The sequence below is a fragment of the Brevundimonas sp. Bb-A genome (genome assembly GCF_009394735.1).
Classification (GTDB): domain Bacteria; phylum Pseudomonadota; class Alphaproteobacteria; order Caulobacterales; family Caulobacteraceae; genus Brevundimonas; species Brevundimonas aurantiaca.
On sequence record NZ_CP045456.1, the window covers coordinates 1,989,831 to 2,003,100 of the forward strand.

Below are 13,270 nucleotides of genomic sequence, written 5' to 3' on the forward strand. Positions count from 1 at the left end.
ATCTTGCGCCAGTTCGAGCTGATCGAGGCGGTCAAGGCCTATGACCCCACGGCGGACGAAGCGCTTCTGAATCGCGCCTACGTCTATGCGATGAAGATGCACGGCTCGCAGTTGCGGGCTTCAGGCGATCCCTATTTCGCCCATCCGATCCAGGTCGCGGGCATATTGACCGACTATCGGCTGGACACGGCGACGATCGTCACGGCCCTGCTGCATGACGTCGTCGAGGACACCTCGGCCACACGCGAAGACATCGCTCAGATGTTCGGGGAAGAGGTGGCCGTCCTGGTCGAGGGCGTCACCAAGCTGAGCCGGCTTGAGCTTCAGGCCGAGCATACGCGCCAGGCTGAAAACCTCCGGAAATTCATCCTGGCGATCAGCCGGGACGTGCGGGTCCTATTGGTCAAGCTGGCCGACCGCCTGCACAACATGCGGACCCTTCAGTACGTTAAGCCGGAGAAGCGTGAGCGCATCAGCCGCGAGACGCTGGAGGTCTATGCGCCCCTGGGACGGTCGATCGGAATTCATTCCATCGCATCCGAACTGGAAGAACTGGCCTTCACCTATCTCAATCCCACGGCCAAGACCGCCATCGAACGTCGGCTTGAGGCGTTGAAGCTGGAGCATGGTCACGCCATTGAAGGCGTGTCGGACGAGGTGGAGCGGGTGCTGTCGGAAGCCGGGGTGCCGGCGCGGGTTTTCGGTCGGCAGAAGACGCCCTATTCCATCTGGCGGAAGCTGCAACGCAAGTCGGTCGGGTTTTCGTCCCTGTCGGACATCTACGGTTTCCGGGTGATCCTGGAGGCGGAGGACGACTGTTACCGCGCGCTGGGCGTCATCCACCGGGCCTGGCCGATGGTGCCGGAACGGTTCAAGGACTTCATTTCCACGCCCAAGTCGAACAACTACCGCTCGCTGCACACCACGGTCGTGGGGCCGCGCGGCTTGCGAATCGAAATGCAGCTCCGCACCGAGGCGATGGACCGCGTCGCAGAGGACGGGGTGGCGGCCCACTGGCGCTACAAGAACCATTCCTACGGTTTCGATCATGAAGCCATGGCGACCGGAGGCGGCCGCGATCCCTTGCAGAACCTGCGCCACCTGGTTCAGGTGATTGAACATGGCGAGGGCGGGGAAGACTGGGTCGAGCACGCCAAGCTCGAAATGTACCTGGATCAGGTCTTCGTTTTTACGCCCAAGGGCCGGCTGGTGACCCTGCCGCGGGGCGGCATGCCGCTGGACTTCGCCTATGCGGTTCACACAGAGGTCGGCGACACGGCCGTCGGGGTGAAGGTCAACGGCGAGTTGAAGCCGATGCGGACGCCCTTGCAGAACGGCGACGTGGTCGAGATTATTCGCGGGGCCAAGCGGGAGGTGCCGGCGGACTGGCGTAGTCTGACGGTGACCGGGCGGGCCCGTTCCGCCATTCGTCGTCATATCCGAACCTCCGAGCGTGAAGAGTTCATCAAGCTGGGCCGTGTGGCGCTGGAGCAGACGCTGGCCCGGGTGGAGAAGTCTCTGGCCGACGTCTCGCTGAAGCCGGTTCTGGAAACCCTGGCGGTCGCCTCGGACGACGATGTGTTCGAAAATCTGGGCCGCGGTCGGTTCTCGCCCACGACCGTGGCCGAGACCCTGTTCCCGTCCTTGAAGGGGCGGTTGAAGGCCGGGCCGGAAAAACAGAGGATCGAAGGCGACACGGCCCGGCTGTTCGTTCGCGGGGGCGGACTGACGCCCGGCGTCAGCGTCCATTTCGGCCGTTGCTGCACGCCTGTGCCCGGCGATCGCATCGTGGGCATTCTCGAGCCGGAGACCGGGCTCACCGTCCATACTATCGACTGTCAGGCCCTGGCGGCCTTCGCCGATGACGATTCGGTCTGGCACGATCTGCAATGGACGCCCCAGGCCGAGACGGACGCCGTCGCCGCGGTCCGGTTAAACGCCACCATCCGCAATGCGCCGGGCGTGCTGGGGCAGGTGACCACCCTGATCGGCGAGGCGGGCGGCAACATCATCAATCTGTCGATGGCCTATCGTCAGCAGGACTTCTTTGACGTGACGATTGATGTGGAGGTGGAGGACGCCAAACACGCCACCACCATCATGGCGGCTCTGCGGGCCAATCCTTCGGTCGACAACGTCGATCGCGGGCGCGGCTGAGTCTTTCGCCGGACGGGGCGAGGCGCTAAGACGCCCCGCATGAACACCCAAGACGTCCTCAACGAGTTTCGCGACGCCGGCGCCCTGCGCGAAGGCCATTTCGTCCTGTCCTCCGGTCTGCACAGCCCGGTCTTTCTGCAGAAGAACCTGGTCTTCATGCAGACGGACCGCTGCGAGCGGCTGTGCAAGGCTTTGGCTGAAAAGATCGTCGCGACGGTCGGGCCGGTGGATGTGGCCATTTCGCCGGCCGTGGGCGGGATCATTCCCGGCTATGAGACGGCGCGTCACCTGGGCGTCCCGTCGATGTATGTCGAGCGCGAAGGCGGCCAGTTCAAACTGAGGCGCGGGTTTTCGGTCGAGCCGGGCCAGAAGGTTGTGATGGTGGAGGATATTGTCACCACCGGATTGTCGTCGCGCGAATGCATCGCCGCCATCCAGGCGGCGGGAGGCGAGGTGGTCGCTGCAGCCTGTATCGTCGATCGGTCAGGCGGAAAGGCCGATGTGGGCGTGCCCCTCATCGCCCTGGCGTCGCTGGAGGTGCCGGCCTATCCAGCCGACGCCCTGCCGCCGGAACTTGCGGCCGTGCCGGTCGAAGACCCCGGCAGCCGTAGACTTGCGAAATAATGTCCGGCGAAGCGACGTCGGGGCCGGCGAGGAGCTGAAGATGCGCGAACGGGTGAGGCTGGGCGTCAATATTGATCATGTCGCGACGGTTCGGAACGCTCGCGGCGGCGCCCATCCGGATCCGGCCAGAGCGGCGGAGACGGCCTTGATGGCGGGGGCAGACGGCATCACCGCCCACCTGCGCGAGGACCGGCGCCACATTACGGATGCCGACATCGGCGTGCTGAGCGCGCTCTGCGCTCGCGCAGGCAAGCCGCTCAACTTTGAGATGGCCGTGACCGATGAAATGCTGAGCATCGCCCTGCGCCACCGCCCCCACGCCGCCTGCCTTGTGCCCGAGCGGCGCGAAGAGGTGACGACGGAAGGCGGCTTGGCGGTGGCGGGACAGGAGGCGCGGATCAAGCCTGTCGCCCAGGCCCTGACGGAAGCTGGGATACGGGTCTCGCTGTTCATCGAACCGTCCGAGGCTCAGGTCGAGGCCGCTGCGGCGGTCGGCGCCCAGGTGGTGGAGTTTCACACCGGCCGCTATTGCCACCTGACCGATCCCGGGGAGCGGGAGGTCGAGTTCGAGCGGCTGGCGGCCGCCGCCGCCCAGGCCGACGTCCTGGGATTGGAGGTCCATGCCGGTCACGGGCTCGACTATGAGACCGCCCCAAGGATGTTGGCCATTCCCGAGATTCGGGAGCTGAACATCGGCCATTTCCTGATCGGCGAATCCATATTTGTGGGCCTGGATACAGCGATCCGTCGCATGCGGGCGGCGATGGATTCGGCGAAGTGATCATCGGCGTCGGCGCGGACCTGTCGGACATCCGGCGTATCCAGGCCTCGCTCGACCGGTTCGGCGAGCGGTTCAAACAGCGGTGTTTCACCGACATCGAACGGGCGCGGTCGGATCGGAAGCCGGACCCGGCCTGGAGCTACGCCAAGCGGTTCGCGGCCAAGGAGGCCTGCGCCAAGGCCCTGGGCACCGGCATGAGGGCGGACGTCTATTGGCGCGACATGGGGGTGGTGAACCTGAGGTCCGGGCAGCCGACCCTGGCCCTGACCGGCCACGCGGCCGATCACCTGGCGCGGCTGACGCCGGCCGGACACGAGGCGAAGATCCACCTGACCCTGAGCGACGAACACCCCTATGCGCTCGCCTTCGTGGTGATCGAAGCCTTGCCGCTGTCGTAATCGCGATATACCCGTCACTGGACGACCGCGCGGACGCGGCAAGAGGATGCTTGATCGCATGAGCGAAGATCAAAAGCCGCAGGGCGACGACGTGAACACGAGCGATGCTGCGGGTGCGGCCTCGGCGGGCGACGTCTATGTCTGGACTGAGGGCGACAAGGCGGAGAAGCCTGCGGAGGCGTCTGTCGAGCCGATGACCTCGACCACCTCGGCGGCGCCGGTCGCCGCGAAGCGGCCGGTTTGGAGCGACGACGGCGACGCCCCCTTCGAGGACGCGCCGGCGCCTGCGGCGCAAAAGGCGGACAAGTCTTCCAAGGCCAAACAGGGCGGCGGGGCCGGGGACGAGACGATGGAAATCGTCAAGACGGTCGTCTTCGCCCTGCTCATCGCCATGGTGCTGCGGATCTTCCTGTTCCAGCCCTTCACCATTCCATCGGCCTCGATGGAGCCGAACCTGTATGAGGGCGACTATATCGTCGTGTCGAAATGGTCTTACGGCTATTCGAGACATTCGATCCCGTTCAGCCCGCCGCTGTTCGACGGCAGGATCATGGGGTCGGCGCCCAAGCGGGGCGACATCGTCGTGTTCAAACTGCCGCGCGACGACAAGACCGACTTCATCAAGCGCGTGATCGGCTTGCCCGGCGATCGGATCCAGATGATCGCCAACAAGCTGTATATCAACGATAAACCTGTTCAGGACGTCGTGGTCAGCCAGCAGGAGATCAACGACATCTTCGGCCCGCGCCCCGTCACAGAGGTTCGCGAAACCCTGCCCAACGGCAAGAGCTTCATGACCCAGGACTTCGGCCCGGGCAACGATCTGGACGACACCCCCGTCTATGAGGTGCCGGCCGGTCACTATTTCATGATGGGCGACAACCGCGACAACTCGATCGACAGCCGCGTCGAACAGTCCAGCGGCGTGGGCATGGTCCCGGCCGAGAACCTGGTCGGCAAGGCGCAGATCATCCTGTTCTCGTGGAAGCCGGGCGCCTCGCTGTTCAAGCCCTGGACCTGGGGCAATGTGCGGCTCGATCGGTTCTTCGACGTTCTGCACTGATGGCGAATACGCGGGCCGAGGCGGTCGCGGCGCTTGAGGCGCAGCTCGGCCATCATTTCCGGGACAAGGCCCTGCTGGATCGCGCCCTGACCCACGCCAGCGTGGGCGAGGGGGCGCCGGTCGGCGTCCATGGGCCCAAGCACAACGAGCGGCTGGAGTTCCTGGGCGACCGGGTTCTGGGCCTGCTGGTGGCGGACAAGCTGTCGCGGGATTATCCGACCGCAGACGAAGGACAGCTGTCGTCCAGCCTGCACGCCCTGGTCGACAAGACCGCCTGCGCCCGTGTGGGCGAAGCCCTGGGCGTCGGCCCGGCGATGCGGCTTTCGCCGGGCGAGACCAAGACGGGCGGCCGCCGCAAGGCCGGGGTCATCGCCGATGCGGTCGAGGCCATACTGGCGGCCGTCTATCTGGACGGCGGTCTCGAGGCGGCCCGGACCGTGTTCGACAAGGCTTGGGCGTTGGAATTTGCAGCGCCCCCGTCGCGAACCGTGACCAATCCCAAGTCGGCCTTGCAGGAATGGGCCCAAGGGCTGGGCCGGCCCCTGCCGACCTATCGCATCGCAGATCGGACGGGTTCGGATCATGCACCGACTTTCACCGTCGAGGTGTCCGTTGAGGGCGTGGAGCCCTTGACCGCGCAGGGGCGTTCGCGTCAGGAGGCGGAGAAGGCGGCCGCAACGGCCCTTTTGAAACGTGAAGGCGTCATTTGACCGATATTGAAAACCAGCGGGCGGGCTTCGCCGCCATCATCGGCGCCCCGAACGCGGGCAAGTCCACGCTGGTCAACCGGCTGACCGGGTCCAAGGTCTCCATCGTCACCCAGAAGGTGCAGACCACGCGGTTCCCCGTGCGCGGCATCGCCATGGAAGGCGACGCCCAGATCGTGCTGGTGGACACCCCCGGCATCTTCACCCCGCGCCGGCGTCTGGATCGGGCCATGGTCGCCTCGGCCTGGGGCGGCGCCGAGGATGCGGACGTGGTGGTGCATCTGATCGACGCCCAGTCGCACATCAACGCCGAAGGTCGCGAAGGCACGGCGGCGGATCGGCGCTCGGCCGAGGACACCGAGACCATCATCGCCAATCTCAAGGCGACGGGGACCAAGGTGATCCTGGCCCTGAACAAGATCGACGGCATGCGGCGCGACACCCTGCTGGGCCTGTCGCAGAAGCTCTTCGAGAGCGGCGTCTATGAGGAGGTCTATATGATCTCCGCCGCCAACGGCGACGGGGTCGAGGACCTGAAGCAAAGGCTGGCGCGGTCCATGCCCAAGGGGCCGTGGCTCTATCCCGAGGACCAGGCGGCGGACGTGCCGGTTCGGGTTCTGGCGGCCGAGATCACGCGCGAGAAGGTCTATCTGCGGGTCCACGAGGAACTACCCTATTCGGCGGCGGTGGAGACGACCAGTTTCGAGGAGCGGGCCGACGGCTCGGCCCGCATCGAACAGACCATCTATGTCGAGCGCGAGAGCCAGCGCCCCATCGTTTTGGGCAAGGGCGGCCAGACCCTGAAATGGATCGGCCAGAAGGCGCGTGAGGAGCTGAACGAGATTCTGGGCCGCCAGGTCCACCTGTTCCTGACGGTGAAGGTCGATCCGAAGTGGCAGGATTCGCGGGCGCTCTACGCCCAGTTCGGTCTGGATTTCGACGTCTGAGCGCCCGTGTTTGAAGTGCCGCGTACCCCGGGGGGGCATCCCCGGCTCGTTCTGGGCGTCCTGGGGGCGCTGATCCTCGGCGGCGCCGTCTGGGCCGGATTCTCCACAGCGGTAAGGCCCGTCAGCGACGCAGCGCGCGCCGCCGCTGCGCCCGATACGCCGCCGCGCCCGCCGCTGGTCGTGGTCGAGGACCTGCCTCAGCTGGCCGCGCGGCTGGATCGCGAGGCCGCCGCCGGTCGGTTCATGGGCGGGGTCCTGGTAGCCAGGGGCGACCGGGTTCTGTTCCGTCAGGTCTACGGCAAGGCGAACTATGGGCAGGACCAGGCGCTGAAACTGGACTCGCGGTTCCGGCTGGCCTCGATCTCCAAACAGTTCACGGCGGCGGCTATTCTGCATCTGCAGGGCGAGGGACGGCTGAGCGTCTCGGACCCCGTCTGCAAATGGATCCAGCCCTGTCCCAAGGCGTGGGAGCCGGTGCGGATCAGCCACCTGCTGTCGCACACCTCGGGCATACCGGACCTGATGGCGCGGCCGGGCTGGGGCATGAGGCGCACGACTCCGGCGACCCTGGACGAGCTGACCGAGGATTCGAAGCGGTTCGGCCTGCAGTTCACGCCAGGGACCAAGGTCCGGTACGACAATGCAGGCTTCAACCTGGCGGCGGCGATTGTCGAGAAGGCCAGCGGACGGCCGTATGAAGCCTATATGCACGACACCTTCTTCGGCCCCCTGGGCATGAAGGACAGCGGGCTGGACCTGGACGGCGGCGACCATGGGCTGATTATGGGGTACGCCAACTTCCCCGGCGGGCTGGCGGCCCAGCCGAACGCCAACACCTCCATCGTCGCGGGGGCGGGGGCGGTCTATTCGACGCTGGACGATCTGCTGGTCTGGCAGAGGGCGTTGCACCGCGGCGGTCTGCTGAAGCCGTCCAGCTATCAGCAGATGCTCGCCGACCACGCCCCCGCCGATACGCCGATGGAGCGGGGCCATCCACGCCGCGACTGGGGCTACGGCATCTTCGCGAACCGGCTGGGCGATCAGGTTCGGCCAGGCTTCCAGGATCGCCAAATCTACCATACCGGCAGCTGGGGCGGATTCCGCAATCTGATGCTGTACCAACCCGAGGCCGATGTGACGGTGATCGTGCTGTCGAACAACTATCACCTTCGGGATCAGGTCTTCCTGATCAGCCAGCAGGCGATGGCCGAAGCCCTGGGCCGTGACTTCCCCACGACCCTGCACCGCTAGCCTCTTCTGAGGCTGTCCTGAAAGCGTCCGCTCCCGCTAAACGGGCCGGCGCGGGACGCAAAGGCTTGCGCCGCCGTATTCAGGAGCGGACGGAAGTGATCCGACCCGCTTCCTCAGGCTGCAAGCATGGACCCGGTGTCGATATAGCGCTGATGCCAGGACAGGGCCTCGTTCAGCAGATGCGGCGACTGGAGACCGTAGGAGCCCTTCAGCGCCCGCTCGAAATAGTCGGTCAGTCCGTCGCGGTATCTGGGGTGGGCGCACTGGGCGATGATCAGCCGGGCGCGCTGTTTCGGCGACAGGCCGCGCAGATCGGCCAGGCCCTGTTCGGTGACGATGACCTGGACGTCCTGGGTGATGTGATCGACATGGCTGGCCATGGGGACGATGGCCGAGATGGCGCCGCCCTTGGCCGTCGAGGGGGTCACAAAACACGAGATGAAGGCGTTGCGCGAAAAGTCGCCCGAACCGCCGATGCCGTTCTGGATGCGCGAGCCCATGACCTGGGTCGAGTTGACGTTGCCGTAGATGTCGGCCTCGATCAGGCCGTTCATGGCGATACAGCCCAGGCGGCGGATCAGCTCGGGGTGGTTCGAGATCTCCTGCGGGCGCAGGATGATCTTGCCGCGGAATTGCGCCATCCGGCTGTTCAGATCGGCCGCCGCCTCTGGGCTGAGGGAGAAGGCGGTGGCGGAGGCGACGGTCAGCTTTCCGGCGTCCAGCAGGTCCAGCATCCCGTCCTGGATGACCTCGGTATAGGCGGCCATCCGCTCGAACGGACTGTCCATCAGGCCCGCCAGGACGGCGTTGGCGACATTGCCGACGCCCGACTGGAGCGGGAGCAGGGCGGCGGGCAGGCGGCCGACCTTCACCTCATGCTTCAGGAATTCGATCAGGTGATCGGCGATGGCGCGGGCGTTGGCGTCCGGAGCGGCGAAGGGCAGGTTGCGGTCCGGCGCCTCCGTCTCGACGATGGCGACGATCTTGTCCGGGTCGCAGCGCAGGGTCGGCTGGCCGATCAGCTGGTCGGGCCGGGTCAGGGGGATGGGCACCCGATTGGGCGGCAGGGCGGTGCCGTAATAGATGTCGTGCATCCCCTCCAGGGCGGGATCCTGCCAGGCGTTGACTTCGAGGATCACCCGCTCGGCCCGGTCCAGCCAGGTCTTGTTGTTGCCGATCGAGGATGAGGGGACCAGGGAGCCGTCCTCCTTGACCGCCGAAACCTCGATCACGGCCGTGTCGAGGCTGCCCAGCACGCCTTGCCAGACCATGGGGGCCAGGTGGCTGAGGTGCATGTCCAGATAGTCCATCTGGCCGGAGTTGATCTTCTCGCGGGCGATGGGGTCGGAGTTGTAGGGCAGACGCCGTTCGATGCCGTCGGCCTTGGCCAGGGCGCCGTCCAGCTCGGGTCCGGTAGAGGCGCCGGTCCACAGGTTCAGCCGGAAGGGGGAGCCCGCGTCATGCGCCGCCTCGATCCGCCGGGCCAGGGCCGGGGGGACAAGCTTGGGATAGCCGGAGCCGGTGAAGCCGCTCATGCCCACCGTGGAGCCTGGAGGGATCAGGGCGGCGGCGTCTTCGGCCGACATAAGCTTGGAACGCAGGGACGAACAACGGATGCGCGACATGAACTCTTCAGGGTTACGGCCGGGGAGGGCCTTCAGCGTCTCGGTTAGGCGGCGCCTTGAAGGCGATCCATTCGACCTTGGTCTAGATCGGCCCAGGCGTCCCTGATCTTCGTCAAACCCGCCACGCCTCGATGGAACGCCTCAAGGCCCCGCCGGTTTGCCAGAAAACGACGGAAAGGATCCCCATGAGAGCGCTCGTTCTGAACTGCACCCTGAAACCTTCGCCCCAGACGTCCAGCACCGAGGCCCTCGCCCGGGTGGTGATCGCGGAGCTGGAAAAGGGCGGCGCCGAGGTCGAGCTGGTCCGGCTGGTGGATCTGAACCTCAAGCCGGGCGTGATTACGGACGAGGGCGAAGGCGACGACTGGCCCTCGGTTCACGCCAAGATTATGGCGGCCGACATCGTCGTCTTCGCCACCCCGACCTGGGTCGGCCAGATGTCGAGCGTCTGTATGAGGGCCCTGGAGCGGATGGATGCCCTGTTCGGGGAAACGGACGACAGCGGCCGGCCCGTCGCCTTCGGCAAGGTGGGCGGCATCGTCATCACCGGCAATGAGGACGGCGCGCACCATATCGTCGCCACCGTGTCCCAGGCCCTGATCGACATGGGCTTCACCATGCCGGCGCAGAGCTGGACCTACTGGCACCTGGGGCCGGGCGCCGGTCCCGACTATGTCGAGACGGATCAGGGCCATGACTATTCCGATCGGGTTGGCCGAAACGCCGCGCGCAATCTTCTGGCCCTGGCCCGTGTTCTGAGGCCCGACACCTACCCCGTTCCCGAAAGCTGAGAACAGGACTAGAACGGGCGGCATGATCATCGCCCTGTTCGCCGTTCTCGCCCTTCAAGCCGCGCCGCCGACGACCGGGTCGTCAGTGCGGACCAATGAGGTCCGCGCGACCGCCCAACGGGAGGCGGACGCGGCGGCGGCGACCCTGGACCGGATGCATCAGGCGGCGGCAGACGCGGACGGCGAAACCTATTTCGCCCAATTCAGCGACACCGCGCGATTCGTCGGCACCGACGCGTCGGAACATTGGGATATCGCCGCGTTCAAAGCCTATGCCGAGCCGCTGTTCGCCCGCGGCCAGGGTTGGACCTATCGCCCCTCTGACCGCACTCTGATCGTCTCCGGCGACGTCGCCTGGTTCGACGAGAAGCTGGACAATGACGGCTACGGCGCCCTGCGGGGATCCGGCCTGCTGCGGCGGAGCGGGCCGGAAGGTGTGTGGAAGATCGAGCAATATGTGCTCAGTTTCACCGTGCCGAACGACCGCGCGCGCGCCGTGGTCGCCCTGATCAAGTCCGACTCCGCCGACTGATGGATTTCCACGAAGAGGCCTTCGTCCTGTCGGCGCGCAGCCATGGCGACACCGGCGCCGTGGTCGATCTGCTGACCGAGACCCATGGGCGGCGCGCGGCCTATGTGGCGGGCGGGGCGTCGCGGAAGATGCGGCCGTTTCTGCAGCCGGGGGCGCGGGTCGTGGCGGACTATCGGGCGCGGACCTCGGACCATCTGGGCGGGGCGCGGCTGGAGCCGGTGGGCGAGGGACCGAGCGCCCTGTTTGACGACGCCTTGGCCCTGACCGGTCTGGCGGCGGCGGCGGGCGTGGCCCAGGGCGCCCTGCCGGAGCGCGAGCCGCATCCGGGCGTCTTCCTGGCCTTCGAAGCCCTGATGGCGGCCTTCGCCTGGCCCGAGGTCTGGCCGGCGGTCTTCGTGCGGTTCGAGGCAGGGCTGCTGGAGGATCTGGGCTTCGGGCTGGATCTTTCGAAATGCGCGGCGACCGGCGTCACTGACGACCTGATCTATGTCAGCCCCCGCACAGGCCGCGCCGTCAGCCGCGCGGCCGGCGCCCCCTATGCCGACAAGATGCTGGCCCTGCCGCCCTTCATGCTCGGCGCCCAGGCCGGCGTGGACGAGGGGGACGTCAAGGCGGGCTTCGACCTGACCGGGCATTTCCTGGAGCAGTTCGTCTTCCACCCGCAGAACCGGCCCCTGCCGCCGGCGCGGGTGTGGATGCTGGACAAGCTGGCCGAGACGGGGCGGCTGTAGGATCTGGAGCGTCGCTCCAGATCCCAGGCTTGACGCGGTTCAGGCGACGAGGAAGGCGATGCCGATCTCGCGATGGGGCGTGTAGCGGATCTCATATCCGGTCAGCATGGCGAGCTGCTCTTCCGATTCCGGAGAGAAAAACAGGCCGAGCGAGATCTTCCTGGCGCCCCCCAGCCCCAGCCGCATCGGACCGTTCAGCTTCCAGGTGTCGTACCGCAGGCCGTCGATGAAGCCGGCCCAGTTGCGGAGCGACTCGCACTTCATCTCGACCACAATCTCGTCCGAGGACGGGTTTTCGAAAGGGTTGTTGACCAGGAAGTCGGCGCGCGCCCGGTCGGGATAGACATAGGCTTCGCGCTCGATCCAGGCGTCCTGGACATTGGCGTTGATGTGGCCGGCGATTTCGGCCTGGGCCCAGGCCTCCCAACCGCCGGCGAGCGGCCAGACCAGGCGGATTCGATTGACGTTGGCGCTGGCCCATTGGGTGACCAGATCCATGAAGTTGGCGGTGGAGATCGGCATAGGTGTCGCTTCCGCATTGGCGCTCGCCGGTCGGGCGACGCCGGAGAAGGGCGCGGTGGCTGAGGGACGGACCGAACGGCCTTCGACCATACGACCGAGCAACAACAGGTTGAGCGCTCTCGACATGATGGGATGCTCCCGGTCCCGATTGCACGGTCTGGCCCACCACTCCCGCGTCAGAGCCGCGCCCCGGAAGACTGCGACGCGAGCGGTGGCGTCCCGCACACCCGACGTGGCCGACGGCGTCCTGTGAAACTTGGGCGGGTATTTTCAATCGGCCAGCCTCAGGGCGAGAAAATCAACTGAAGGTGGTTCACGACTTGAGCGCTCAATCGTCAAGGCCGTGAGGTCGCGCTTCAGCGGGGCAAGGCGACCTTCCTCAAAACGGGCCTCGATCCAACGGGTAAGGAGAGAACTGATGGCTATTCCAACTCCGGTGAACGGTCAGATCACCGACGCTGTAACCCAGGCCAATGTGAAGGTCCTGGGCGACGCCCCGGCCATGGCCATGGGCGCGATCTACCAGTCGCTGGCCCATTCCACGGGCATTCTGTACGAAAACGCCGCTTCGTCGCAGCAGCAGCTGGCGATCGCGGCGCAGGCCGCCACCAACCAGGGCGTCATCCAGATCTACAGCGTGGACACCATGGCCGGGGCCGTGGCGACCTCGAAGATCGCCCAGTCCGACACCCCCGACAATATGCTGTCCCTGCTGACCGCCCTGCGCGCCGTCGGCCCCGGCGCCGGCGTCTCCTGACGCTTCACCCTCGCACTGAAAGAAGGATTTGAGACATGGCGCTTCCCACTCCCGTCAACGGCATGATCACCGACGCCGTCACCCAGGCCAACGTCAAGGTTCTGGGCGACGCCCCGGCCATGGCCATGGGCGCGATCTACCAGTCGCTCGCCCACTCGACCGGCATTCTCTACGAGAACGCCGCCTCCTCGCAGCAGCAGCTGGCGATCGCCGGACAGGCCGCGACCAACCAGGGCGTGATCCAGATCTACAGCGTGGACACCATGGCCGGCGCCGTGGCGGCCAGCAAGATCAGCCAGTCGGACACCCCCGACAACCTGCTGTCGCTGCTCACGGCCCTGCGCGCCACCCAGGTCTGAGATCGGCTGACGGGCGACGCGGCCG

The 13,270-nt window shown here is 66.4% G+C and carries 15 protein-coding genes; 13 read left to right on the plus strand and 2 right to left on the minus strand.

Features of this window, described 5'->3' with window-relative positions; translation table 11 throughout:
• The 8 genes from BSP_RS09815 (at nucleotide 1) to BSP_RS09850 (ending at nucleotide 7,928) form a co-directional block, all read left to right on the plus strand.
• Nucleotides 1-2,157: a bifunctional (p)ppGpp synthetase/guanosine-3',5'-bis(diphosphate) 3'-pyrophosphohydrolase gene (locus tag BSP_RS09815; protein WP_194167030.1), complete on the plus strand. Its 2,157-nt coding sequence runs from the start codon at nucleotides 1-3 to the stop codon at nucleotides 2,155-2,157.
• A gap of 39 nt (nucleotides 2,158-2,196) precedes the next feature.
• Complete coding sequence (pyrE, locus tag BSP_RS09820; RefSeq protein ID WP_152950231.1) at nucleotides 2,197-2,781, plus strand: orotate phosphoribosyltransferase; 585 nt, start codon at nucleotides 2,197-2,199, stop codon at nucleotides 2,779-2,781.
• Between the two features lie 40 nt (nucleotides 2,782-2,821).
• The gene (locus BSP_RS09825; protein ID WP_152950233.1) at nucleotides 2,822-3,562 is read left to right on the plus strand and encodes a pyridoxine 5'-phosphate synthase; all 741 of its coding nucleotides are present in this window, start codon (nucleotides 2,822-2,824) and stop codon (nucleotides 3,560-3,562) included.
• Nucleotides 3,559-3,960: a holo-ACP synthase gene (gene acpS / locus BSP_RS09830; protein ID WP_054765726.1), complete on the plus strand. Its 402-nt coding sequence runs from the start codon at nucleotides 3,559-3,561 to the stop codon at nucleotides 3,958-3,960. Before BSP_RS09825 ends, acpS begins: the two co-directional genes overlap by 4 nt.
• 349 nt (nucleotides 3,961-4,309) lie before the next feature.
• Nucleotides 4,310-5,023 (plus strand): signal peptidase I, encoded by a 714-nt coding sequence (lepB, locus tag BSP_RS09835; protein ID WP_224761566.1) that lies wholly within the window; start codon nucleotides 4,310-4,312, stop codon nucleotides 5,021-5,023.
• On the plus strand, nucleotides 5,023-5,733 hold the full coding sequence (gene rnc / locus BSP_RS09840) for a ribonuclease III (protein ID WP_152950235.1): 711 nt from the start codon (nucleotides 5,023-5,025) through the stop codon (nucleotides 5,731-5,733). The genes lepB and rnc overlap by 1 nt, the downstream gene beginning before the upstream one ends.
• Complete coding sequence (gene era / locus BSP_RS09845) at nucleotides 5,730-6,677, plus strand: GTPase Era (protein ID WP_054765728.1); 948 nt, start codon at nucleotides 5,730-5,732, stop codon at nucleotides 6,675-6,677. The genes rnc and era overlap by 4 nt, the downstream gene beginning before the upstream one ends.
• A 15-nt stretch (nucleotides 6,678-6,692) precedes the next feature.
• Nucleotides 6,693-7,928 carry a serine hydrolase gene (locus BSP_RS09850; protein ID WP_227975914.1) on the plus strand — a complete coding sequence of 412 codons (1,236 nt, stop codon included), beginning with the start codon at nucleotides 6,693-6,695 and terminating at the stop codon, nucleotides 7,926-7,928.
• Between the two features lie 113 nt (nucleotides 7,929-8,041).
• Here BSP_RS09850 and BSP_RS09855 read toward each other — a convergent pair whose 3' ends face one another.
• Complete coding sequence (locus BSP_RS09855; protein WP_152950239.1) at nucleotides 8,042-9,553, minus strand: acetyl-CoA hydrolase/transferase family protein; 1,512 nt, start codon at nucleotides 9,551-9,553, stop codon at nucleotides 8,042-8,044.
• Between the two features lie 185 nt (nucleotides 9,554-9,738).
• On the opposite strand from BSP_RS09855, the gene BSP_RS09860 reads away from it, so the two are divergent.
• Genes BSP_RS09860 through recO form a run of 3 tightly spaced genes read left to right on the plus strand, consistent with a single transcriptional unit; the run spans nucleotide 9,739 to nucleotide 11,607 of the window.
• On the plus strand, nucleotides 9,739-10,344 hold the full coding sequence (locus BSP_RS09860; RefSeq protein WP_152950240.1) for a flavodoxin family protein: 606 nt from the start codon (nucleotides 9,739-9,741) through the stop codon (nucleotides 10,342-10,344).
• Nucleotides 10,345-10,366: 22 nt separating this feature from the next.
• Nucleotides 10,367-10,876: a nuclear transport factor 2 family protein gene (locus BSP_RS09865; RefSeq protein WP_152950242.1), complete on the plus strand. Its 510-nt coding sequence runs from the start codon at nucleotides 10,367-10,369 to the stop codon at nucleotides 10,874-10,876.
• A complete protein-coding gene (gene recO / locus BSP_RS09870) occupies nucleotides 10,876-11,607 on the plus strand; it encodes a DNA repair protein RecO (protein ID WP_152950244.1) in 732 nt (243 codons plus the stop codon). Before BSP_RS09865 ends, recO begins: the two co-directional genes overlap by 1 nt.
• Before the next feature lie 39 nt (nucleotides 11,608-11,646).
• Here the strand turns inward: recO and BSP_RS09875 are convergent, their stop codons facing one another.
• The gene (locus BSP_RS09875) at nucleotides 11,647-12,255 is read right to left on the minus strand and encodes a hypothetical protein (protein ID WP_152950246.1); all 609 of its coding nucleotides are present in this window, start codon (nucleotides 12,253-12,255) and stop codon (nucleotides 11,647-11,649) included.
• A 292-nt stretch (nucleotides 12,256-12,547) separates the two neighbouring features.
• Between BSP_RS09875 and BSP_RS09880 the strand changes: the two genes are divergently transcribed.
• Together BSP_RS09880 and BSP_RS09885 are read left to right on the plus strand one after the other, a co-directional pair.
• Nucleotides 12,548-12,886: a RebB family R body protein gene (locus BSP_RS09880; RefSeq protein ID WP_054765734.1), complete on the plus strand. Its 339-nt coding sequence runs from the start codon at nucleotides 12,548-12,550 to the stop codon at nucleotides 12,884-12,886.
• A 35-nt stretch (nucleotides 12,887-12,921) separates the two neighbouring features.
• Complete coding sequence (locus tag BSP_RS09885) at nucleotides 12,922-13,245, plus strand: RebB family R body protein (protein ID WP_152950248.1); 324 nt, start codon at nucleotides 12,922-12,924, stop codon at nucleotides 13,243-13,245.
• Nucleotides 13,246-13,270 lie beyond the last annotated feature (25 nt).

Coding starts and splice junctions, on each gene's coding strand:
- pyrE (WP_152950231.1), top strand. CDS start 2,197: ATGAACACCCAAGACGTCCTCAACGAGTTTCGCGACGCCGGCGCCCTG.
- BSP_RS09825 (WP_152950233.1), top strand. CDS start 2,822: ATGCGCGAACGGGTGAGGCTGGGCGTCAATATTGATCATGTCGCGACG.
- lepB (WP_224761566.1), top strand. CDS start 4,310: ATGGAAATCGTCAAGACGGTCGTCTTCGCCCTGCTCATCGCCATGGTG.
- rnc (WP_152950235.1), top strand. CDS start 5,023: ATGGCGAATACGCGGGCCGAGGCGGTCGCGGCGCTTGAGGCGCAGCTC.
- BSP_RS09855 (WP_152950239.1), bottom strand. CDS start 9,553: ATGTCGCGCATCCGTTGTTCGTCCCTGCGTTCCAAGCTTATGTCGGCC.
- BSP_RS09860 (WP_152950240.1), top strand. CDS start 9,739: ATGAGAGCGCTCGTTCTGAACTGCACCCTGAAACCTTCGCCCCAGACG.
- BSP_RS09865 (WP_152950242.1), top strand. CDS start 10,367: ATGATCATCGCCCTGTTCGCCGTTCTCGCCCTTCAAGCCGCGCCGCCG.
- recO (WP_152950244.1), top strand. CDS start 10,876: ATGGATTTCCACGAAGAGGCCTTCGTCCTGTCGGCGCGCAGCCATGGC.
- BSP_RS09875 (WP_152950246.1), bottom strand. CDS start 12,255: ATGTCGAGAGCGCTCAACCTGTTGTTGCTCGGTCGTATGGTCGAAGGC.
- BSP_RS09880 (WP_054765734.1), top strand. CDS start 12,548: ATGGCTATTCCAACTCCGGTGAACGGTCAGATCACCGACGCTGTAACC.
- BSP_RS09885 (WP_152950248.1), top strand. CDS start 12,922: ATGGCGCTTCCCACTCCCGTCAACGGCATGATCACCGACGCCGTCACC.